General features: G+C 29.8%; 20 protein-coding genes and 1 pseudogene. 7 read left to right on the forward strand and 14 right to left on the reverse strand.

The window, feature by feature from the left end; genetic code table 11:
* Positions 1–138: 138 nt before the first annotated feature.
* From BN2087_RS01220 to BN2087_RS01230, 3 genes are all read left to right on the forward strand, one after another.
* The gene (locus tag BN2087_RS01220; protein WP_049690081.1) at positions 139–636 is read left to right on the forward strand and encodes an LURP-one-related/scramblase family protein; all 498 of its coding nucleotides are present in this window, start codon (positions 139–141) and stop codon (positions 634–636) included.
* Between the two features lie 182 nt (positions 637–818).
* Positions 819–3,494, forward strand: a complete 2,676-nt coding sequence (locus BN2087_RS01225; protein ID WP_049690082.1) for a cation-translocating P-type ATPase — start codon at positions 819–821, stop codon at positions 3,492–3,494.
* A gap of 458 nt (positions 3,495–3,952) precedes the next feature.
* Positions 3,953–4,240, forward strand: a complete 288-nt coding sequence (locus BN2087_RS01230; RefSeq protein ID WP_049690083.1) for a hypothetical protein — start codon at positions 3,953–3,955, stop codon at positions 4,238–4,240.
* 33 nt (positions 4,241–4,273) lie between these two features.
* Here the strand turns inward: BN2087_RS01230 and BN2087_RS01235 are convergent, their stop codons facing one another.
* Positions 4,274–4,834, reverse strand: coding sequence for a chromate transporter (locus BN2087_RS01235; protein ID WP_049690084.1), 561 nt, complete (start codon positions 4,832–4,834; stop codon positions 4,274–4,276).
* Positions 4,827–5,360: a chromate transporter gene (locus tag BN2087_RS01240; protein WP_049690085.1), complete on the reverse strand. Its 534-nt coding sequence runs from the start codon at positions 5,358–5,360 to the stop codon at positions 4,827–4,829. Before BN2087_RS01240 ends, BN2087_RS01235 begins: the two co-directional genes overlap by 8 nt.
* Positions 5,361–5,474: 114 nt before the next feature.
* Between BN2087_RS01240 and BN2087_RS01245 the strand changes: the two genes are divergently transcribed.
* Both BN2087_RS01245 and BN2087_RS01250 read left to right on the forward strand, forming a co-directional pair.
* The gene (locus tag BN2087_RS01245) at positions 5,475–6,014 is read left to right on the forward strand and encodes a GNAT family N-acetyltransferase (protein WP_049690086.1); all 540 of its coding nucleotides are present in this window, start codon (positions 5,475–5,477) and stop codon (positions 6,012–6,014) included.
* Between the two features lie 16 nt (positions 6,015–6,030).
* On the forward strand, positions 6,031–6,684 hold the full coding sequence (locus tag BN2087_RS01250; protein ID WP_049690087.1) for an HAD family hydrolase: 654 nt from the start codon (positions 6,031–6,033) through the stop codon (positions 6,682–6,684).
* Positions 6,685–7,322: 638 nt separating this feature from the next.
* Here BN2087_RS01250 and BN2087_RS01255 read toward each other — a convergent pair.
* From BN2087_RS01255 to BN2087_RS01290, 9 genes and pseudogenes are all read right to left on the reverse strand, one after another.
* Positions 7,323–8,684 (reverse strand): MATE family efflux transporter, encoded by a 1,362-nt coding sequence (locus tag BN2087_RS01255; protein ID WP_049690088.1) that lies wholly within the window; start codon positions 8,682–8,684, stop codon positions 7,323–7,325.
* A 163-nt stretch (positions 8,685–8,847) separates the two neighbouring features.
* The gene (gene malQ / locus BN2087_RS01260) at positions 8,848–10,308 is read right to left on the reverse strand and encodes a 4-alpha-glucanotransferase (RefSeq protein ID WP_049690089.1); all 1,461 of its coding nucleotides are present in this window, start codon (positions 10,306–10,308) and stop codon (positions 8,848–8,850) included.
* A 9-nt stretch (positions 10,309–10,317) separates the two neighbouring features.
* Positions 10,318–10,572, reverse strand: coding sequence for a hypothetical protein (locus BN2087_RS01265; RefSeq protein ID WP_049690090.1), 255 nt, complete (start codon positions 10,570–10,572; stop codon positions 10,318–10,320).
* Positions 10,562–11,227 carry a nitroreductase family protein gene (locus BN2087_RS01270; protein WP_049690091.1) on the reverse strand — a complete coding sequence of 222 codons (666 nt, stop codon included), beginning with the start codon at positions 11,225–11,227 and terminating at the stop codon, positions 10,562–10,564. The genes BN2087_RS01265 and BN2087_RS01270 overlap by 11 nt, the downstream gene beginning before the upstream one ends.
* A 119-nt stretch (positions 11,228–11,346) precedes the next feature.
* A complete protein-coding gene (locus BN2087_RS01275) occupies positions 11,347–11,613 on the reverse strand; it encodes a hypothetical protein (protein ID WP_049690092.1) in 267 nt (88 codons plus the stop codon).
* A 294-nt stretch (positions 11,614–11,907) separates the two neighbouring features.
* Positions 11,908–12,015: pseudogene (locus BN2087_RS09060) on the reverse strand (DUF4130 domain-containing protein); the annotation flags it as partial.
* A gap of 161 nt (positions 12,016–12,176) precedes the next feature.
* On the reverse strand, positions 12,177–12,908 hold the full coding sequence (locus BN2087_RS01280) for a TIGR03915 family putative DNA repair protein (RefSeq protein WP_049690093.1): 732 nt from the start codon (positions 12,906–12,908) through the stop codon (positions 12,177–12,179).
* A 3-nt stretch (positions 12,909–12,911) separates the two neighbouring features.
* On the reverse strand, positions 12,912–14,147 hold the full coding sequence (locus BN2087_RS01285; protein ID WP_049690094.1) for a putative DNA modification/repair radical SAM protein: 1,236 nt from the start codon (positions 14,145–14,147) through the stop codon (positions 12,912–12,914).
* 156 nt (positions 14,148–14,303) lie between these two features.
* Positions 14,304–15,032, reverse strand: a complete 729-nt coding sequence (locus BN2087_RS01290) for a hypothetical protein (protein WP_049690095.1) — start codon at positions 15,030–15,032, stop codon at positions 14,304–14,306.
* Positions 15,033–15,119: 87 nt separating this feature from the next.
* Between BN2087_RS01290 and BN2087_RS01295 the strand changes: the two genes are divergently transcribed.
* Entirely contained in the window at positions 15,120–15,386 is a 267-nt protein-coding gene (locus tag BN2087_RS01295) for a hypothetical protein (RefSeq protein ID WP_049690096.1), read from the forward strand.
* A gap of 645 nt (positions 15,387–16,031) precedes the next feature.
* Here the strand turns inward: BN2087_RS01295 and BN2087_RS01300 are convergent.
* Both BN2087_RS01300 and BN2087_RS01305 read right to left on the reverse strand, forming a co-directional pair.
* The gene (locus tag BN2087_RS01300) at positions 16,032–17,822 is read right to left on the reverse strand and encodes an acyltransferase family protein (protein WP_049690097.1); all 1,791 of its coding nucleotides are present in this window, start codon (positions 17,820–17,822) and stop codon (positions 16,032–16,034) included.
* Positions 17,812–18,195, reverse strand: coding sequence for an MORN repeat-containing protein (locus BN2087_RS01305; RefSeq protein ID WP_049690098.1), 384 nt, complete (start codon positions 18,193–18,195; stop codon positions 17,812–17,814). Before BN2087_RS01305 ends, BN2087_RS01300 begins: the two co-directional genes overlap by 11 nt.
* A 177-nt stretch (positions 18,196–18,372) precedes the next feature.
* On the opposite strand from BN2087_RS01305, the gene BN2087_RS01310 reads away from it, so the two are divergent.
* Complete coding sequence (locus tag BN2087_RS01310; RefSeq protein WP_049690099.1) at positions 18,373–20,352, forward strand: C69 family dipeptidase; 1,980 nt, start codon at positions 18,373–18,375, stop codon at positions 20,350–20,352.
* Between the two features lie 475 nt (positions 20,353–20,827).
* Here the strand turns inward: BN2087_RS01310 and megL are convergent, their stop codons facing one another.
* Positions 20,828–22,000 carry a methionine gamma-lyase gene (gene megL / locus BN2087_RS01315; RefSeq protein ID WP_049690103.1) on the reverse strand — a complete coding sequence of 391 codons (1,173 nt, stop codon included), beginning with the start codon at positions 21,998–22,000 and terminating at the stop codon, positions 20,828–20,830.
* Between the last annotated feature and the right edge of the window lie 31 nt (positions 22,001–22,031).

The raw sequence follows: 22,031 nt of genomic DNA on the forward strand, positions 1-22,031 counted from the left end.
TATTTTAAAGGTTATCTCATCTAATTTTATACCCTATAATTAAAATGTCAACTCAAAGATAAGGACTTTTAAAATATTAGATTTTTTTAATTTTTAATTTTTTTTTGGGTATAATTTTAGCAAAGAAAGGGAATTTTTATGAAAAAATATTATTTTAAAGAAAAATTTTTTAAACTTACAGATAAATATCCAATTTTGGATGAAAATGGAAATGAAGCTTATTTTTTTGACCAAGATTTTAAATTTGTAGGATATCAGGCAAAATTAAAAGATATGGATGGAAATGTTTTGTTTGATATTTCCAAAAAAGTACTTTCTTTTCTCCAAACTTATTATGTGGATTTTTATGATGGAAGTCACATGGAGATAAATCAAAAATTATCTTTTTTAAAAAGAAAAGTTGATGTCTTTTATGAGGGAAAAGAACTAAATTTGAGGGGCAATTATCTTGATCATGATTTTGAAGTTTATTTTAAAAATAATTTAATCGCTGAAATGAACAAGAAATTTTTTGCCTTTACCGACCAATATGAGCTTACGGTTTATGACGAAGATTTTACTTTAGTATTAATTGGTCTTTGCCTTTGCATAAATGAAATGAAAAACAGGGACGATGCAGCTGCATCTCACTCTTAATAAAAATTGATTTTTCCTCTATTTGCTATATAATTATATCAACAAGAGGGAGTAGCTTAATTATTCAATCGTCATTACGGTTTAACCCGGTTGAATAAACCATTTGGTAGCAAGACTTTTGGCGATTTGCCAGAAGTCTTTTCTTTTTGTAAAGAAAAATAAAAAAATTTAAGGAGGTAGGAATGGACTATTTAGGTCAAAAAAATGAAATTGTAAAAAAACTTGACTCTGATAGCTTAAGAGGCTTATCAAGTGATCTTGCAGCTAAACGTCTTGAAGAAAACGGCCCAAATAAAATTGAATCCAAGAAGAAAAAATCTCTTGGCAAAAAAATAGCCGAGCAAATCATTGATCCGATGGTAATTTTATTGATAGTTGCATCAATCGTATCAGCTTTTACGGGAGATAAAATTGAATGCGCAATAATTATTGCCATTGTAATTATTAATGCAATTATGTCAATTATTCAAGAAGGAAGGGCTGAAGATTCTGTTGAGGCCTTGCAAAAAATGTCATCACCCGAGGCAAGTGTAATTCGTGACGGCAAAAAGATAAAAGTTAAGGCAGAAGAATTGGTTGTTGGTGATATTGTTGTAATTGAAACTGGAGATATTGTTCCAGCTGATATGCGTTTATTAGAATCATCAAATTTACAAATCGACGAATCTTCTCTTACTGGTGAATCTGTAGCTGCAGAAAAAAATTCTGAAGTTATTTATGACAGCGAGGTTGGAATTGGTGATAGGGAAAATTTTGCTTTCTCATCAACAATAGTAACTTACGGTCACGGAAAGGGAATTGTAACTCAAACTGGATCTGATTCAGAAATGGGAAAAATCGCATCAAGTCTGCATCAAGTTGAAGATAAGGATACGCCTCTACAAAAACAATTAAATAAATTGTCAAAACTTTTGGCAATTCTTGTAGTTGTCGTTTGTATAATTGTATTTATTGTTGGATATTTTAGAACTGGCGATTCCTTATTGGATAATTTAATGGTTGCAGTTTCTCTTGCAGTTGCCGCAATTCCTGAAGGACTTACTGCAGTTGTAACAATTGTTTTATCAATCGGAATGAACAGAATGGCAGAAAGAAAAGCAATTGTAAAATCATTGGTTTCTGTAGAAACACTAGGAGCGACAACAGCAATTTGTTCAGATAAAACTGGAACTTTGACTCAAAACGAGATGACCATTACAAAAATTTGGACAAATGAAAAAGAATATGAAGTTGAAGGAAGCGGATATGAGCCAAAGGGTCAAATAAAACTTGACGATGAAAAAATAGAAGATGAAGAAAATATAAAACTTCTAATGACAATTTCAACTTTGTGTAACGACGCCGACCTAACTCGTGAAGGTGACCAATATAAAATCATTGGCGACCCAACAGAAGGAGCTATGCTTACATTTTCTGAAAAATGGGGAATTGTTCAAGAAGATTTGGAAGAAAAACACCCAAGAATTGAAGAAATTCCATTTGATTCTGACAGAAAAATGATGACAACCTTCCACAACATAGAAGAAAATTATAAGTCAATGACAAAGGGAGCTCCTGATATAATTATTTCAAATTCTTCTAAAATTTTATTAAATGGAGAAATTGTTGATTTTACAGAAGATTTAAAGAAAAAGGCAATGGATGAAAATAAAAATCTTGCCAAACAAGCTCTTCGTGTAATGGCTTACGCCTTTAGGGAATTTGATTCAATAAAAAATGAAGAATTGACAAGTGAAAATATTGAAAGAGAAATGGTATTTGTAGGTCTTACTGGAATGATAGATCCACCAAGACCAGAAGCAAAAAAAGCAGTTTCCGAATGTCGCTCATCAGGAATTGATGTTATCATGATTACTGGAGATTATTTAGAAACAGCCTTCGCAATTGCAAGAGATTTGGGAATTGCAGATTCCAAAGACCAAGCAATCGAAGGAAAAGAATTAAATAATATGAGTGATGAAGAAATTAGAAAAATTGCCAAAGAAAAAAGAGTTTTTGCAAGAGTATCTCCACAAAATAAGGTTCAACTTGTAAACGCCCTCCAAGAAAACGGAGAAATAGTTGCCATGACAGGAGACGGAGTAAACGATGCTCCAGCAATTAAAAACGCTGATATTGGAATTTCTATGGGAATTACAGGAACTGACGTTGCCAAAGATACAGCAAATATGATTTTGGTTGACGATAACTTTGCAACAATTGTAAATGCAGTCGAAGAAGGAAGAATAATTTTCTCAAATATCAGAAAATTCGTTTCATTCCTACTTTCATGTAACATTGCAGAAGTTTTGATTGTATTTTTGTCAATTTTATTTGGCCTACCTTCTCCACTAACACCAATCCAACTCCTCTGGTTAAACCTTGTGACAGATGCTTTCCCAGCACTTGCTCTTGGAGTTGAACCAGGAGAAAAAGATATAATGGAAAGAAATCCAAGAGATCCAAAAGAATCAATAATTTCTGGAGATTTGAAAAATTCACTAATTGTTCAATCACTAGCAATTACATTTTCAGTTTTAGCATCTTATTTGATAGGACTTAAATGGATTTTCCCAGGAAATATAGAAGGAGCCCACACAATGGTTTTTGCAACCTTAATTACAAGTGAGCTTTTAAGAGCATTTTCTGTAAGAAGTACAAAATATACCCTAAAAGAATTGGGAATTGGATCAAACAAGCAATTAATAAAAGCAAATCTCTTATCATTTGCCCTACTTTTAATTGTAATGTATGTAGGACCACTTAGATATTTATTTGAATTAGAATTTATCACCTGGCAATGGATAATAATTCTAGCACTAGCCTTTATCCCATTAATTTTAGGAGAAGTTCACAAAATTAGTGCGAGAAAAAAATAAAATAATTTTAAAAAGCAAGAGTTTTATTCTTGCTTTTTTCTTATCATATTGTTTGATATAATTAAAGTGTTTAAAGATATCAATAAATCATTTATCCTAACTATTATCATATAGGTTAACGATAAAAAAATTAATCTTTAGTAATTTTACAGTTTTTCGGTTAATTTGATTAAAATACTCTATTGATTTTTTATATCTAATGAGTATAATATTTTTGAGTAAAGAATATAGATTCATGGAATCAAAAAAAAGCAGGAGGGGCAACTCCTGCTTTTTTTAGGCTAGTTATCATTTTTGTAATATCTATCTAACCATTTGCTAATGTAATGAGTAGTTACGCCAGCCAAAATAGATATTAGAAAAGAATATAAACATTTCATGGAATCCCTCCCTTCTGTTATCAGAATGGAAATGATAACACAATGATTATATCAAATTTAAAATTTAGAGGTAAATTTATGAGAAAAAAAGAAAAACAAAAGTATTTTATGGAAAAACTTCATGAAATTTACAATGATAAAAATTTAAACTTAACTGAAACTTGTAGAAAAAAAATATTAGACCAATATAAAGAACTATCATACAATAAAACGAATATAAACTATGCCTCATATAAGCTCTATCCGTATTTAAGAGATGCCCTTTATGACAACAAGGATTCAAAACTTTTAGGTGATTTTATGAAAATAATTTTAAAATATAGGTGGAAGGCGTATTTTGCAATGATTTTACCTACAAAATTTTAATTTCAAAAAAGCAGGAGTATAAATTCCTGCCTTTTACAATTTAAAAATAATTCCAAAAACTGCACCCATCCCTATTATTAATAGTGGATGGATTTTTTTGTATTTTCTTAATAAAAATAAAAATCCTAGAAACAAAACAAGCTGGATTATTTGAAATAAGTCTAGAAAATTTCCTGTTTTTTCATATAATTTTACATTAAATAGTGAAATTACCATTACATTTAACATAGCACCCAAAATAAGTCCTGCTGTTGATGGCCTTATGTATTCAAATGCATTTTTTACACTAAGAGATGTTTTAAATTTATCTAGAGATCTTGCTATTATTAAAATGATAATTATTGCTGGCATTATTAATGAAAAAGTTGCAAGAATTGCGCCAGTAATTCCGTAAGCCTTGTAGCCTGCAAAACTTGCCACATTTATGCCAATTGCTCCTGGAGTTGATTCTGAAACTGCTATCATATCCAATAATTCTTCGCTTGTAAACCAATCATAATTTTCTGCCATTTTTTGTAGGAAAGGAAAAGTTGCCATTCCTCCTCCAATTGCAAAAAGTCCAGTTTTGAAAAATTCCCACATCAACCTAAGCATATTTTCCTCCAAAAACAATTCCAAAAATTCCACAAGCTATAACAATAATTATTGGCGAGATTGAAAATATTCCAATGGCAAGAAAGGTTAGGAAAAATATTAAAATTTTTATTTTTGTATTGGCGGTTTTTTTGACCATATTTATTACTGTATTTAAAACTAAAGCCGAAACTGCAATTCTAATTCCAGCAAAGGCGTGTTGGATCAAAAGCAAATGGGAAAATTCTTTTAAAAAATTTGCAATAAGAGTAATGATTATTATTGATGGAGTGATAAAGCCCAATGATGCAATTATGCCACCCAAATTTCCCTTCCTTTTTCTCCCACAAAATGTAGAAGTATTTACGGCAATTATTCCTGGAGTTGTTTGGCCAATTGCGTAATAATCTAGGATTTCTTCTTGGCTAATCCATTTTCTTTTATCGACCAACTCTCTTTCTAAAAGCGGAAGCATGGCATAGCCCCCGCCAAAGGTAAAGGCTCCAATTTTAAAAAATGTTAAATAAAGTTCTAATAAAATTTTCATTTAAATTTCTCCTTTTTTTTATTATAGCACAAGGGGTGAGATTGGCTAAATCACTTGATTTTAAGCTTTTTTGTAGTATGATTATTTAATATGACTAAAAATGAAAGGAAATTTATGAATTTAACTTTAGAAAATTCTTACATAAATTATTTAGACGAAATTAAAAAATTATATATAGAAGCTTTTCCAAAAGCTGAAAGAAAACCAATGAAGCAAATTTTAAAAGTTTGCCAAGATGGTTTGGGAAGAATTATTCCAATTTTACTTGATGAAGAATTTGTTGGAATGTTTATAACTTTGGATTCTGATAATGACGACACTCTTTTAATTGATTATTTTGCTATAAAAAATGATTATAGGGGTCTAAGTCTTGGTTCAAAGGCAATAAACTTATTAAACAAAATGGAAAATAAAACTATAATTATTGAAATCGAACCTTGTCACAAAGAGGCCGAGAATTTTATTCAAAGAAAAAAGAGAAAGAAATTTTACAAAAATCTCGGTTTTAGGCAAACCGATGTAAATATTTCCTGGTTTGGAGTTGATCTTGAATTGATGAGCCTAAATAAAACCATAAATTTTGATCATTACATGACTTTATTGACTTCAATTTTTCCAAAATCATATATTGAAGAAAATATTAAACTTGCTTAAATTTTAAGGAGGATTTATGAAATTATTATTTGATTGCGACGGAACAATTCTTGATTCTATGCACATTTGGCTTGAACCAATCAATAGGCTTTTAAAAGAATATAATTATAACTTAACAACTAAGGAAAAAGGACAAATGGAAGCTCTTCCTTTTACTGATACTATAAAATGGTTAAATGAAAATGTCTGCACCGACAAAAGCGAAAAAGAAGTTTTCGATTATTTTTCAAAAACGATAGAAGATGCTTACAAAAATCATCTTCTTCCAAAAGAAGGAGCTGTAGAAATTTTAAAAAATTTGAAAAACCAAGGCTATGACATGTGCATTTGTTCATCAACCGACAAATTTCACTTGGTAAATGCCCTTAAAAGACTTGACTTGATAGATTTATTTGATTTTATTTTAACTCCAGATAAATTCCCCTACAAAAAAAGCGATAATGAGTACTGGCAAAAGGCTCTAGACAATTACAAAATTGAAGCAAATGACGCAGTTTTATTTGACGATGCCCTCTATGCCGTAAAAGCCGCAAAAAAAGTCGGCATAAAAACCGTAGGCATAAAAGACTTCCCTTATAATAAAAATGAATGGGAAGAAATAAAAAAAGAAGCAGATATGGTAATTGATAATATCAAAGATATAGATATGGAAAAAATTAAAAATCTATAAAATAAAACCACCAAATGGTGGTTCAGTCTGTTGACAAACTAAAAATTTTCCCATTTCGAGCGAACGTAGTGAGTCGAGAAATCTCATGAGATCTCTCCATGCGTTCGTTTCACTCACACTTAAACACGTTTGCTTTGCAAACTTTTCTGTGTTATCACACTAGTTTTAGGGATAAATGTGCAAAATCAATGCACATTTATCTAGTCGAGATGGGTTTTAGCGTAATTTTTATTTTAAAATAAAATATTATCTACATTCATACTTTGTCTACGTTCTGAATCACCAAATGGTGGTCATTTTTTTGAAATTTTTTATTAAATTCTACCTAAAATCTGTAAATTTTAAATTCTTTTTTATTTTTTTTCTCAAAAGATAAAGGGAAAGAGTACCTTTTATTATTGATGTTATGGTCATTGANCGTTCGTTTCACTCACACTTAAACACGTTTGCTTTGCAAACTTTTCTGTGTTATCACACTAGTTTTAGGGATAAATGTGCAAAATCAATGCACATTTATCTAGTCGAGATGGGTTTTAGCGTAATTTTTATTTTAAAATAAAATATTATCTACATTCATACTTTGTCTACGTTCTGAATCACCAAATGGTGGTCATTTTTTTGAAATTTTTTATTAAATTCTACCTAAAATCTGTAAATTTTAAATTCTTTTTTATTTTTTTTCTCAAAAGATAAAGGGAAAGAGTACCTTTTATTATTGATGTTATGGTCATTGATAACCAAATTCCCAAAACTCCAAAATATGGAATTAATAAAAATGAAATTGGAATTCTTGCTGCGTTAAAAATTACAGAAATTGCTGATGGTGTTCTTGTGTCGGATAAGCCTTGGAAAATTCCTGTAGATCCTATTTCTAAAGACATCATAAGTTGGCTTGCGGAAAGAATTGCCAAATATTTTGCCCCCAAATTTATTGTATCCAAATCTCCTGGAACGAAAACTTTGAACAAGTGATTTCTAAATCCAAAAAGAATAATTGTTGCAATTATTCCTATCCATCCTACAAGTTTTAAACTTTCTTTTACCCCTTTTTTGACCCTATCAACCAAACCTGCCCCAAAATTTTGGGCGATGAGGGATTGGACAACTGCTTGGCAACCCTCGGTTGTTTTCCAAGAAATTGATTCAAGTTGGCTTCCTATAGAATAAACTGCAACAGGTTTTGGTCCAAATCCTGCCATAAGTTTATTTAAAATTATGGTAATAAAGGCATGAATGCCACTAATAAAAGAAACTGGAAGTCCAAGCTCAAAAATTCTTTTTTGCCATTTTGTAGACAAGGTAAAATTTTCCAAAGAATCTTTTATTACCCCTTCTTTTCTTTTCATAACAAATAAAAATATTAAAAATACTGTAGCTTGGCCCGTAACTGTTGCAAAAGCAGCCCCTCTTATGCCCATAGGAGGTATTGGCCCAAAGCCAAAAATAAAAAGAGGATCCAAAATTATATTAAGGACAAGGCCTATTGTATTGATTTTAAAAGGAGTTACACTTTCTCCAATCGAATAAAAAGATTGGGAAAATATTGGATTTAAAAAAACAAAAATATATCCCAAGGCTGTAATTGAAAGATAAGCATTTGCAAAATCAGAAACTTCCTTTCCTAGCTTATAAAAATCAATAATATAAGTTTTAAAAGTTAGGATTAAAATTATGTAAATTATTGCCGTAATGCTTCCTTGCAAATATCCATTTTGTAAAATCAAAGAAGTAAGTTTTTTATCTTTTCTCCCATAAGCTTGAGCCGCATAAACTCCTCCCCCAATTTTTGCAATCAAGGACAAGGCTTCAGCAATCCAAGCCAAAAAATATGAAACTCCAACGGCAGCTACAGCATTTGAACCGATTCTACCAATCCAAACCATATCAACCAAAGTGTAGGCAATTTGAACAAAAGCAGTAAGAGTTAGAGGAATTGATAAAATTATCAAAGATCTTCTAATATCTTCTTTGGTCAAATCAATATTTTTTCTTTTCTCCATAAAACCTCCTTTATTTTAATTTATATTATAAATCTTACAATTTTAAATAAAAATATCCTCTTCTAATCTCCTAAATTTTACGAAATTTAAATTATTTTGTCAATATTTATCAAATAGAATTTTGGCACAAAAAAAGCTGCAATTTTTGCAGCTTTTACTTTTATTATTTCCTATTTTCTTCTATAATTTTTTTCAAAAATCCTTCTTTTTCTTTTAATTTTTCCATTGAAGTAAATTTAAAAGTCCAGTTTTTTTCATCTAAAGTTGCAGGTTCGTTGATTCTCGCCTCATCTCCCAAGCCCAAAATATCTTGGAGGGGAATTATTACGTATTCACTATCTCTTCTCATGGCAAATTCAAAAAAATCTTCTCCTATATTTTTATTTTTTATGCCAAGTTTTTTGAATAGTTTTTTTATATCTTCTCTTTTTTCCTTGCTTAAATCTTCATACCAAGCCATTAGGGTTTTGTTGTCGTGGGTTCCTGTGTAGGACACAGAATTTTTTGGGGCATCTATATATTTTTTTTCTTTTGGTTTTAAAAATTCTTGAATTATAACCATGCCTTTTAGGTCAAAATAATCTCTTAGCTCATAAACTTCTGGCCTTATTTCTCCCAAATCTTCCGCGATAAATTCCACATCTTTTAATTCTTTTTTCACTCTTTCAAATAATTCATAGCCTGGTGCAAGAAGCCACTTTCCTTTTATTGCCGTTTTTTCTTTTGCATCAATAACCCAATAAGTATCAAAGGCCCTAAAATGATCAAGCCTTACTATATCATAAAGTTTTCCGTTATAGAGAAGTCTATTAATCCAAAATGAAAAATCATCTTCTTTTATTTTTTCCCAATTATAAATCGGATTTCCCCATCTTTGTCCTGTTGCTGAAAAATTATCTGGTGGAACTCCTGCTATTAATTTTGGATTTCCCTCTTTTGTTATTTGGAAATATTTTTGATTTTCCCATACATCCAAACTATCAAGGCCAACATAAAATGGAATATCTCCAAAAATTTTTATCTTATTTTTGTTAGCATAGGCCTTTAATTTCATCCATTGTTTGTAGAAAATATATTGAAGAAAAATTTCATAATTAATTTTATCTTGGTAAGGTGTCAAATCGAATTTTTTATCAACAATCCAATTTTTCATCTCATCCGGCCAATCCTTCCAAGATTTTAGGTCATTTTCTTTTTTTAAAGTTATAAAAACCCCATAATTATAGACAAAATCAAATTTCAAAAATTCCTTATAAGACTTATCTTCATATCCCTTATTTTTTTTGAAATTTTCATAGGCTTTTTTTAAATATTTTCCCTTATATTTTCTTACAAATTCATAATCAATTCTTGATTTTCCTTCTAATTTTTTTGGCTTTTCACTAAGAAGTCCATCTTCATACAAAAGTTCTAGACTTATATAAATTTCATCTCCTGCAAATGAAGAATAAGGTTGGTAGGGAGAATTTCCATATCCAAGTGGGTTTAAGGGCAAAATTTGCCACATATCAAAGCCAGATTTTTTGATTATATCTATAAATTCATAAGATTTTTCTCCAAAATCTCCAATCCCATAATCGCCATTTATACTTTGCAGTGGTAGTAAAATACCTGCTTTTTTCATATTTCCCTCCTATAATAAATCGTGAAAACTTGCAATCATAATAATAGCAAAACCAATCATCATCAAAATCCTAAAAATATACTCACTTTCACTATACTTTTCTTTTTTAATAAAAATTTTATAAATCATTCCAGAAAAAATCATGGTTGAAAATATTGCATTTGGGCCGCTAGTGTCTAGATTTTTAATCCAGGATATTATCATTACAAGAATATAAGCAAGGCTTGATCCAATAATTTGAAAATTTTTTGTCCTATCTTTCATTTTTTTCTTCCCAGTATTTTTCCGCCAATTTTAAATGATATTTTATTATTCCAAAATCAACTTTTGTATAAGGTCCTTTTTTTCTAATAAGTTTATAGGTCCCATCTTCCTTAAATTCAAGATAAAATTTTTGTTGATTTAAAGCTGTTGGGGCAAGCTTACAAAATTCTAAAATAATACTATTTTTTTCATTATAGAATTCTTTTATATTTGAAAGGTCATCATCATCTTTGGATTTATGAATCTTTCCCCTTTCATCTCCATAGGCAAAGGCTATAAGGCAAAGTTCTTTTTCATTTTTATTAATTTTTGCCATAGATTTTCCATGAGTAAGGCCGACCCAACAAGTATTAAGTCCCAAATCTTGCAAAAACAAAAGCAAATCTTGACCAAAATATCCAATTTTTTTACCCAAATCTGTAGATTTTTCTCCAACTAGACTTATATAATTGTTTGCATTTTTAAAAGATCCGTAAGTAAAAATTTTTGATTTAAAACACTTAGGCTCATCAAAAAATACTTGAAAATTTAGTCCGCTTTCCTCATTAAGGCTTCTGACTTTTTCCTTAATTTTATTCTTTTTATCCTCTTGTATTTTTAAATCTTTAAATTTTCTAACAGAATGCCTATTCCTAACTAAATCTAAATAATCCATAACTCCTCCTTATAAATTTTTACCCTAATGAGCTATTTCATAAAAAATAAAAAGATCCATCTTGATTAAAATAAAATTCTAGGTTTTATCAAATCAAAATGGAAAATCAAATTAAAATATTATAAAAAATTATATCCAATTGCCATGGTTATTGGGAAGGCTAAAATTAGTAAAATATTCAAAAATGATAAGATTATATTTCTATTTTTTATAGAAAAAATCATTCCAATTATACCCAAAATTGGACAGATAAAAATTGTAGCAAGCCCTATTGGTCTTAATCCATTTCCAAGAATAAATTCTAAGCTGTTGATTGGTAAAAACAAAGATATAAGCCAAATTGCAAGGCCCAAAATAAATACAGGTATTTCTATTTGTTTTTTCATATCATCCTCCTATGTATTAGAATATTACCCGAATAAAACACATTAAAACTAATTTATGAATCTCTTAATTTTATTTGCAAATAAAAAAGGAGCTTTAGCTCCTCAGACTGTTGACAAACTCTATTTTCACCCATTTCGAGCGAACGTAGTGAGTCGAGAAATCTCATGAGATCTCTCCATGCGTTCGTTTCACTCACTTAGTCGAGATGGGTTTTAGCGTAATTTTATTTTTAAATCGTTAATGAATTATTAAACTGACTTTGTCTACGCTCTGAGGAGCTTTAGCTCCTCTTATTACTTTAACCTATTTTTTTCTGGTAAATATTTCCAATATTTTTTTGGCATATTTGAAATCATAAGTTTTTTATTTTTTCGCTCCTTTATAGAAATCGAATCGTAAAATNTCGAGCGAACGTAGTGAGTCGAGAAATCTCATGAGATCTCTCCATGCGTTCGTTTCACTCACTTAGTCGAGATGGGTTTTAGCGTAATTTTATTTTTAAATCGTTAATGAATTATTAAACTGACTTTGTCTACGCTCTGAGGAGCTTTAGCTCCTCTTATTACTTTAACCTATTTTTTTCTGGTAAATATTTCCAATATTTTTTTGGCATATTTGAAATCATAAGTTTTTTATTTTTTCGCTCCTTTATAGAAATCGAATCGTAAAATTCTATCCATAAATCTTTAAAAAATTTCTCTTCATCACTTTCTTCTATAGAAAGATTTAAAATTTCTACAACTTCAACATTTCCAAAAATCGAAATAAAGGCTTTTTTTCTATTTTTATCATAAATAATAAATTTTTCCTTGGGCATTCTTCTTAGAAAATGTCTTGAAAGATCTTCCAAAATATAGTTGTGTGATTCGTATTGGGCAAATAAAAAACCTTCTTGAATTTCCTTAAATCTCAAAAGTCCCTTCAAGGCGTGGGCCTCGCTCCCATAATTTTTTAGCAATTTATTAAAGGCTATGGCGTATTTGTTGGTTGACTTTACAATTTTTTCACCCTTTAAAAATGAAAGCTTAATTAGCCTTGCAATTATAGTATCCTTATTTTTATAATCCGACCTAAAGGCTATTTTTATATTGTAAAAAAATTCTCCCGAAATATTTTTCTTTATAGAAGCTTCCACCCTTTTCGCTTTTTCAAAATCCGTTTTGATAACTTTTTGGTCAAGAAAAGAAATTTGATCTTTTTCACTTTCTATTTTTATTTTAAAAAGATCCTTGTAAGAAATAAAAACCGCCGTTAAAAACCCCTCAAAAGATCCATCATATACAATAATTTCCATATTTTATCCAAAAAATGACAATTGCTCAAAAGATTTTGGATCAGAAAGGCTCATCCTATCCTTTAAATCTTTTTGGTCTTTAAATTTTAAACCTTGGTACTTGCCATTGACCGTTATAAAATTTCTAGCTCTTTTTACAGAAATGTTTAAGGCTTTTAAGTGCCAATATTCAAGTTTTCTGTATTTTCTTGCATTTACAATTTTTCTTGCAGAAACTCTACCAATTCCTGGAATTTTCATCAAATCATAAAAGCTTGCCTTATTTATTTCCATAGGAAATTTCCCAATATTATTTATCGCCCAATCCGTTTTTGGATCAATTCTTAGGTCAAAATTTTGATTTTCTTCATTTAATAAATCAGAAGATTTAAAGCCATAAAATCTCAAAAGCCAGTCTGCTTGATAAAGCCTATGCTCCCTTAAAAGAGGAGCTTTTTTCACATCATTGGTAAATTCACTTTTTACAACCGGAACAAAAGCTGAATAAAAAACCCTTTTTAAAGAATAATCCTCGTACAAATTTTCTGCCCTAGTAACTATATCAAAATCACTTTCCTCTCCTGCCCCAATTATCATCTGAGTAGTTTGACCTGCTGGAAGAAATTTTGGCGTGTGTCTGTATAATTTTATTTCATTTTTTCTTTGGACGATTTTTTCTTTTGCAAAAGTCATGGAAGATTCAATTTGCCTTATAGATTTTTGGGGAGCTAGGATTTTTAGAGATTTTTCTGTAGGAAGTTCTACATTTATACTCATCCTATCAACCAAAAGCCCCATTTTTTTGACCAAATCAGAATCTGCACCAGGTATTGATTTCATGTGAATGTAACCATTATAATGGTATTCATTTCTCAAAATATCCGCAGTCTTTATCAAAAGCTCCATGGTATAATTCGGATTTTTTATGATACCAGATGATAAAAATAAACCTTCAATATAATTTCTCCTATAAAAATTTATAGTAAGATCTGCAACTTCTCTTGGAGTAAACTCTGCTCTTTTTGTGACATTTGATGACCTATTTATACAATATTCACAATCATAAATACACTTGTTTGTAAATAAAATTTTCAAAAGAGAAATACATCTTCCATCCTCGCTCCAAGAATGGCAAATCCCAGAAATATGACCATTCCCCAATCCTTTCGAAGAATTTTTCCTAGTAGAACCCGAAGAAGAACAAGACACATCATATTTAGCAGCATCCGTCAAAATCTCCAACTTTTCTAAAATGTCCATAGCTCCTCCTTCTTTAGACTCTTAATGTCCTATAATTATATAGGAATTTTTAAAAAATTTCAAGAAAAATAGAGGTCATAAGCCTCTTTAATATTTTTATCTTAATTGAAAATTTTTAAAAGATTTAATTCCTTCTTTATATAACACTATAACATTTTACTTTCTATCAATTGACATAAAAGTAAAAGCAAGTCTATAACCTGCATTTATGGATAGGTTCATTGAATCTATGTGTGAAAATTGACTTGCTGTAATTGGCAATATTTCTTTATTATTTTTTAAAATTTCATAGGTCATATTGTTTAGCATATAAGCCATAATTTTTTTATATTTTGGATCTTTGGAAAATTTTTGACATGAAAATTCCCAAAAATATTTAGAATTTTTGCTAAAAGATCCCAAACCTATCAATTTTTTCCCATCATAATAGGCATAGGCAAACTTTGAATTAAAATAAGGATCATCAAAATCAAATACAAATTTGTATTTTCTGTATTTTTCGGCATTTTTAAGGTCGATTTTTTCAAATTTAAAGGGACTTTCAATTTTCTTGAAATTTTTATTAGGCTCAAAAACTGGACCATAATTTACAATTTTTTGACCATATTTTCTAATAATTTTATCTATTTTATAAATATTCTCATATTCAAAAAACCATTCTGAGGGAAAATCTCCAAATTCATTTTTTAATTTTTCTAAAATTTCTTTATTATCCGACTTTACAAGAATATTTTTCCCACAGCCAATTATAGAAGTTGGATAGAGATTGTAGGTCAAGGATTCTTTTTTATATTTCATATTTAAAAAAATATTTTTATTTTTAACTAAATCATCATTTTCTAAATCAAAGTCGTAAAGAATTTGTTTTTTTGTTAAATTTCTCATTTTATCCTCTTTCTTTTTAAAACAATAAGTTTGACATATTTTTTTATCTATAATATTGTATAAATAGAAAAAAGGAAAGGATTTTTTATGAAAACAACAGTGATTTTTATAGTAATTTTAATAATAAGTGCAATAGTAAATTTCCTTTTATTGTCAAAATTCAGTTTTGGCGATGATAGAGATAGGAAAATTTTTAATAAAACCTGCTCTCACACCCTAATGGCCTTTATAATATATCTTTTACTTGATATGATTTTACCTTTTACAAATAATACTGATTCTTTTACAAATCTTTTTGTAATTTCCTTTTTATTTTTGATAAATCAACTTATCTATAGAAAGAAATTTTCATAAACTGTAAATTACAAAATAAATATTTAAAATTAAGCACAAAAAAATCGACTTTAAATTTTCTTTACAATCTAAAGTCGATTTATTTTATATGTCCACTAGCACAGCTTTCTGATTTTGGTTCAATCACTCTTTTGTCCTTTCTCTTTTCATATTTAAATATTATATATTAAACATCTCAGCACATTGACAATTTTTGTATATTTTTTATTCTATGGGAAAACTTTCCTCCTAACAAAACTTTTATCTATTCAATTGTTAGCTTGCTTTTTATTTAGTCTATAAACAAATCTTTTAGAAAAATGTCAGATGGCTCTACTTTAACAATTAATTTCCACCACTTTTTCTACGAAAACCTATATTATTTTCTTTTTTTAAATAAATCTCCACAATTGTAAAGTTTTATAATATAAGATTTCAGATTTTAAATTCATTTAAATTCTTATAGCTAAATACCTTTATAGTTTTAAAATCTCTTCTATATTACTATAAATTTTAAGCTTTTTTTACATCCATGCTAGTGGACTATCAGAAGTTTTATCTTCTGTTATTATAATATTACCCAGTGAAATCGATTCTAAACATTATTTTTAAATTTTTTTGATTTTTTTTGAAATTTTTAAAAAAACTTTATTTTTTAATCAAATTTTATTTTTTCCCCTTCTTTTTTATAGATTCGTCTATTGCTTTTTTTAATAATTTTAAATATGCGTCGTTAGCTGCTTTTTCTCTGTAAAAATGTACTCCGTCTGTGCCTTTGTAATATTCTGGGTGGGCCATGGCTTCTTTTTCCCAATCCATTATTGTTATAAAGTCGTATTTTTCTGCCAATTTTTTCATGGCTTTTGTGGTTTTGTGGGGATGGTCGAAGCGGTCATCAAAACATGTTACAAATATTAGTTTGTGTTTTTTTGGTAGGGTTTTTATTATTTCCCCTAGGCTTTCTTCTGGATCTTTTATGGCATTTGTCCCTAGGGCAATTACAACAGTTGAACCCAAATTTCCTTCTTTTTGCATTTGTTTTATAAGATCACTTGCGGATTCTAGAGGCCTACTTCCTTCTGCGTTTACATATAAATTTTCTATATTTTCTTGTAACATTTCTCTGTTTCCCAAAAGAACGCTGTCTGCAATGACGGTTATTGGTGCAGATTTTTCTGCTTCAATTTCTTTTTTTATTTGCCTATCAAGCATAGCCTTATCAAATTTTATCTTGTCAATGTCTTGCTTTATGGATTTTTCATAGATTGTTTTTTCAATTTCTATCATATTGTCTGCTTTTTGGTCTATAAAATATCCTGAAAAAATTGTAAATCCTAAGACAAGGCCCACAAGGCTTTGGATATAAATTTTGTATTTATCGTAGGAAAATTTCTTTTTTCCAAAAATTTTAAGGTCTATTTCAAAATCATCTTTTTTAAATAGGTTTTCAAAGACATAATAATTAAATAAAACCAAGATGCTTGTAACAAATAAACTTATTAAAACCCACCACCATTCTTTTGTAAAGCTTGTAACTATAACATAAACTGGCCAGTGGAAGAGAAATATTCCGTATGAATAGGCTGATAATTTTTGAATTATTTTTCTTTCTTCTAATTCTTTGTTGGAATAGGCTATAAGAATTAGGATTACTGTTGTTAAATCTGCGAGAAAAAATCCCAAGCTATAGGTGATTTTATTATTGTATGAAAATAAAAATGAAATTATTATCAAAAATAGTGAAAATCCTATGGTCGGTTTTAGGTAGGGGATTTTTTTGAAAGAAAATCTTTTTACAAAACAGGCTAAAAATGATCCAAATACAAAAGATCCCATTCGGCTTAGGTCAAAAAAGTAAACAAAGGATATTAAATTTTTATCTTTCAATACAAGACTTACCATCAAGAAATATGAAAGTAAATAAAAAAGTAGGGTTATTTTCATTAAACTTGCAGAAAATCTTTTTTTGAAACGGTCTTCATCCTTATATATTTTATAAAGAAATGATAAAAACAATGGCCATAATATATAAAAATGAACTTCTATTGCCAAAGACCAAGTTGGCATAAATAAACTTTTTATAAATTGTCCTTCGTATGATCCTCCCCTTATTATTTCAAAAATATTGTAATTAAAGGAAAGAGCTGAAATAAATTGGTCAAAATATCCTACTGTAAAGTCCTTTTTTATAAAAAATGCGGCTATATTTGTTAAAAAAATCATTAAAAGAAGGGGTGGAAAAATTCTTACAAATCTTTTGTAATAAAATTTTTTTAAATCTATATCTCCACCTTCGTAGATTTCATCTAGCAAATGAAAACTTATCAAAAATCCGGACAAGACAAATAGGACATTTACCCCGAAAAATCCTCCAGGTAAAAATCCGGAAAAAAGATGGTAAAAAACCACCAAAAATATTCCCAATAATCTTATATAGTCCAAGCCCTTAATTCTCATTATCTTCTACCATCTTCAAAGTTTTTCCTTCTTTTTTATAGACACTTCCGTCTTTTAGCTTAATTTTTATATTTTTATTTCCCTTATCTTTGTCAAAATCACAAATATAGGTATAATCTTGATTTACAAATTTACCCTTACCGTTAAATCTTCCGTTTTTAAAATTTCCAATATATTTTCCATCAGAAGTTTTAAGCTCTCCCTTGCCTTCAAATTTATTTTTTACAATTTTCCCCTCATAAAAAATTTCTTCATTCACCTTATAATTTGAAACTTTTCTTGGTATTTTTAAAAATAAAATATATACAAAAGAAAGCACAATCAAAAATCCAATAAGTATTCCTAATTGTGAATTAAATTTTTTCCTATCCATTTTCTCTCCTTTTATATTTATAAGTTTATTATAACAAAGTCTCAGAAATTTTTAATGTTTTCCCAAAAGTTTTTATAAGAACGCCCGATTTCGATAGAGAAATAAAGGATAAAAATTATTTTTGGTAACGTTTGTCTAATTCGTTTTATTGTTTTATAATATCTTTGGAGGTACACTATGAAAATATTTAATAAATTATGTGTTTTTGCACTTAGTGCAGTATTTTTATTTACTGCTCTTGCCTTGCCTGCAAAGGCTTGTACAGGCGTTATAGTTGGTAGCGATTTGACCGAAGATGGTACAACAATTTTTGGTCGTACAGAAGATTTGGAAGTAAACCACAACAAGGTTTACAAAATCAATGAAGCTGGTAAATACAAAAAGGGAGAAAAACTTGTAGATGTTTCTTACGCAGAAAAAGGTGGATATGAATTCGAACTTCCACACGATTCTTATCGTTTTACATCAATAAGTGATACAACTCCAGAACATGGATATTTTGATGAAGCAGGTTACAACGAAAAAGGTCTTATGGCTGATATGACTGTTTCTGCTTCTGCAAATGAAGAAATTCAAAAAGTTGACCCATATCTTGACGGAGAAGAAGAAGGAAAACCTATAGGAATTTCTGAAGCTATAATGCCAACAGTAATTTTATCAAGCGCAGACAATGCCTTAGATGCTGTAAAATTATTGGCTGACCAAGTTGCTACAAAGGGAGCTGCTGAGGGAAATGCTCTTGTAGTTTCTGACAAAAGTGATTTATGGTATGTAGAAATTTATTCAGGCCATCAATTTGTTGCAATGAAATATCCTAAAGATAAATTTTCAGTTTTCCCTAACACATTTTGGCTCAATGAAGCAAAACTTACAAAGGGCGAAGAAAGTGACAATTATATAATGAGTGAAGATGGCAATTATCTTTATTCAAAGGGAATTTTTGAAACAGCTAAAAAAGCAAAAACTTTTGAGGGAAATGAAGATGAAAGAGTAATAAATCTCGCTAAATCTTATGCAGAAAAAGAACTTTCTCCATCAAACCGTTCAAGAGTTGCATCTGGAATCAAAGCCTTAAATCCTGATTCTGATGTTGACATGAAAACTGAAACTTACGAATTTTTACAAGATGCTAAAAAATCTTCAATTTCAGTTAAAAATGTAATGGATTTTACAAGAAACAGACTTGAAAATTTTGATATCAAAGCAAACGATAGGGGAAGAGACGATGCTTATCCAATAGGAAATAGAAATACTATGGAATCACACATCTTCCAAGTCGGAGAAAATGCAGATGCAACAAATCCTGGAATTATGTGGCTAACACTAGGTTCACCACTCGTTCAACCATTCGTTGCTTATTATCCAAACCAAGAAGGTTCAATCGATAAAGTTTCAAATGAAACAAACGATCCAGACAAAGAAAAATCACACTATTGGTTAGCAATGGATACCCTACACATGGTAGAAGCAAACAGAGAAGACTTCATGAAAGATATCACTCCAGAAATTGACAAATTTGAAAAAGATCAAATAGCAAATACAAAAGTTTCAGGAGAAAAAGATCCAACAGAAAAGAACAAAAAAGAAGCTCAAAAATCATTTGATTTATTAAAAGGTTTCAACAAAGATCTTGAGAAAAAATACAAAGATTACCTAAAGAAAAACGACTACACCTACACCTTCTACGGAAGAAAAGCTACTGAAAACTTCTCAGAAACAACAATGGATGTCAAAAAAGACACAAGCGACACCTATTTAAATCTTCAAGTAGAACCAAACGAAAAAGAAACAGGTGGAGAAATCAAAGTAGTTGATCCTTACGGAAATCCAGTAGAAAAACTAAACAATCCAGTAAAAATCTCAATTCCAAAAAAAGCTTTCGAAAAACAAGCAACATTTGGAACAAAAGACGATAAAATTGATGTAAAAGAAGAAGGCGACAAATACGTATTTGAAACAGAAAAATCTTCAATAAAATACCAAACAGAAGCAAAAGAAGAAAAAGACGCATCAAACGAAAAAGCATCTTCAGACGCATCAAGCAATGAAAAAGGCACAAAAAAATCAGAAAACAAGTCAAACAAATCATTGATAATAATAGCAGTTGCAGTAATAGCAGCAGTTGTAGCAGTGTTTTCAAGAAAAAAGAAAAACTAGAAAATAAATAAAAGTTAAAAATCGTATTGGAAAATCCAATACGATTTTTTTTAAGATAAATTTTAAAAAATTTACTGATTAAACAAATACAAAAATCACAACTCGATCAGATAAACAACCGTTAACTTCGATTGATTATCCCGATTTATCGTGCGTAGCAAGCGGAGAGATCTTGTGGTTAAAGTAAATAAATAAAAATATAGCTAAGAAATCTCAATGGAAGAATAAATAAAATATCCAAATAAAACCAAGAGATCTCTCGACTTCGCTCGAGATGGGTGTGGCTGATCTTATTAGGATAATTAGACTAATATAAGCAATAAAATTTAAAATAAAAACCAAACTTTAGCAATTAAATAAATATAATAATTACCCATCTCGACTAAAGGAGCGAAGCGACTGCGTGGAGAGATCTAATAGCAAAAGTAAGTAAAAATAAAAAACCTCCCCTTAAGGGAGATTTTTCATATAATTTTTATATGAGGTCTAAAGCTTGATTTAAATCTTCTATTATTTCATCAGCATCTTCAAGGCCTACTGATAGTCTTATTAAGCCTGGTGCAATTCCTGCTTCTTTTAGGGCTTCTTCTGTGTAGGTTGAGTGGGTCATTGTTGCTGGGTGTTCGATTAATGTTTCTGCATCGCCTAAACTTACTGCTAATGAACATAGTTTTACGTTGTTCATTACGCATCTTCCTGCTTCGATTCCGCCTTTTACTTCAAATGTTACCATTGCTCCGTAGTCTTTCATTTGTTTTTTGGCTACTTCGTGGTTTTTGAAATCTTCTAGGCCTGGATAGTATACTTTTTCTACGTTTTTGTGTTTTTGTAATGCTTCTACAACCTTTTTGGTGTTTGCTACGTGTTGTTTCATTCTTACTTCGAGTGTTTTCATTCCTCTAAAGATTAAAAATGCATCATGAGCTGATAGGACTGAACCTGTGAAATCTTTTTGGCCCACTAGTCTTACTTGGGTCATTAACTCTTTTGATCCGCATGAAAATCCTGCTATTACGTCGCCGTGGCCGTTTAGGTATTTGGTTGCTGAGTGAACTACTATATCTACTCCTAGTTTTAATGGATTTTGTAGGTATGGGGTTGCAAAGGTGTTGTCTGCTATTACCATGGTGTCTTTTGAGTTTTTCTTTGCAAGTTTTACTACTTCTTCTATGTCTATTATGTCTAGTGTTGGGTTTGCTGGTGTTTCTAGATATACTATTCTTGTGTTTTCTTTTAAGTGAGCTTTCACTTCTTCAAGGTCTGTCATGTCTATGAATTCTACGTCTATGTTAAATTTTTTGATTTCGTTTAAAAAGGCAAAGGTACATCCATAAAGTGTCGCACATGCTAGGATATGATCTCCTGCTTTTATGAATGGCCAGATTGAGGATGTGATTGCTCCCATTCCTGATGATGTTGATACTGCAGCTTCTGCACCTTCAAGGGCTGCTAGTTTTTTTTCTAGGGCATCGTTTGTTGGATTTCCTAGTCTTGAGTAGATAAATCCTTCTTCTTCTAGGGCAAATCTTCTTCCGCCTTGTTCTGCGTTTTCGAAGATAAATGTTGATGTTTGGTATATTGGTAGTCCCAATGAACCATATGTATCCTTTATTGCGCCTGCGTGTATTTTTTTTTTTTCAAAAAATATTTTTTTTTTTTTTTCTTTTTTTAATCCTTTC

The organism is Anaerococcus jeddahensis, assembly GCF_001182725.1.
In the GTDB taxonomy this organism is placed as follows: Bacteria; Bacillota; Clostridia; order Tissierellales; family Peptoniphilaceae; genus Anaerococcus; species Anaerococcus jeddahensis.

What these genes read in the sequence shown, in the direction of transcription:
- BN2087_RS01300 (WP_049690097.1), bottom strand. Translation starts at nt 17,822, where the DNA reads ATGAGAATTAAGGGCTTGGACTATATAAGATTATTGGGAATATTTTTG.
- BN2087_RS01245 (WP_049690086.1), top strand. Translation starts at nt 5,475, where the DNA reads ATGAATTTAACTTTAGAAAATTCTTACATAAATTATTTAGACGAAATT.
- BN2087_RS01270 (WP_049690091.1), bottom strand. Translation starts at nt 11,227, where the DNA reads ATGGATTATTTAGATTTAGTTAGGAATAGGCATTCTGTTAGAAAATTT.
- BN2087_RS01235 (WP_049690084.1), bottom strand. Translation starts at nt 4,834, where the DNA reads ATGCTTAGGTTGATGTGGGAATTTTTCAAAACTGGACTTTTTGCAATT.
- BN2087_RS01225 (WP_049690082.1), top strand. Translation starts at nt 819, where the DNA reads ATGGACTATTTAGGTCAAAAAAATGAAATTGTAAAAAAACTTGACTCT.
- BN2087_RS01250 (WP_049690087.1), top strand. Translation starts at nt 6,031, where the DNA reads ATGAAATTATTATTTGATTGCGACGGAACAATTCTTGATTCTATGCAC.
- BN2087_RS01310 (WP_049690099.1), top strand. Translation starts at nt 18,373, where the DNA reads ATGAAAATATTTAATAAATTATGTGTTTTTGCACTTAGTGCAGTATTT.
- BN2087_RS01305 (WP_049690098.1), bottom strand. Translation starts at nt 18,195, where the DNA reads ATGGATAGGAAAAAATTTAATTCACAATTAGGAATACTTATTGGATTT.
- malQ (WP_049690089.1), bottom strand. Translation starts at nt 10,308, where the DNA reads ATGAAAAAAGCAGGTATTTTACTACCACTGCAAAGTATAAATGGCGAT.
- BN2087_RS01230 (WP_049690083.1), top strand. Translation starts at nt 3,953, where the DNA reads ATGAGAAAAAAAGAAAAACAAAAGTATTTTATGGAAAAACTTCATGAA.
- BN2087_RS01285 (WP_049690094.1), bottom strand. Translation starts at nt 14,147, where the DNA reads ATGGACATTTTAGAAAAGTTGGAGATTTTGACGGATGCTGCTAAATAT.
- BN2087_RS01275 (WP_049690092.1), bottom strand. Translation starts at nt 11,613, where the DNA reads ATGAAAAAACAAATAGAAATACCTGTATTTATTTTGGGCCTTGCAATT.
- BN2087_RS01265 (WP_049690090.1), bottom strand. Translation starts at nt 10,572, where the DNA reads ATGAAAGATAGGACAAAAAATTTTCAAATTATTGGATCAAGCCTTGCT.
- BN2087_RS01220 (WP_049690081.1), top strand. Translation starts at nt 139, where the DNA reads ATGAAAAAATATTATTTTAAAGAAAAATTTTTTAAACTTACAGATAAA.
- BN2087_RS01240 (WP_049690085.1), bottom strand. Translation starts at nt 5,360, where the DNA reads ATGAAAATTTTATTAGAACTTTATTTAACATTTTTTAAAATTGGAGCC.
- BN2087_RS01295 (WP_049690096.1), top strand. Translation starts at nt 15,120, where the DNA reads ATGAAAACAACAGTGATTTTTATAGTAATTTTAATAATAAGTGCAATA.
- BN2087_RS01290 (WP_049690095.1), bottom strand. Translation starts at nt 15,032, where the DNA reads ATGAGAAATTTAACAAAAAAACAAATTCTTTACGACTTTGATTTAGAA.
- BN2087_RS01280 (WP_049690093.1), bottom strand. Translation starts at nt 12,908, where the DNA reads ATGGAAATTATTGTATATGATGGATCTTTTGAGGGGTTTTTAACGGCG.
- BN2087_RS01255 (WP_049690088.1), bottom strand. Translation starts at nt 8,684, where the DNA reads ATGGAGAAAAGAAAAAATATTGATTTGACCAAAGAAGATATTAGAAGA.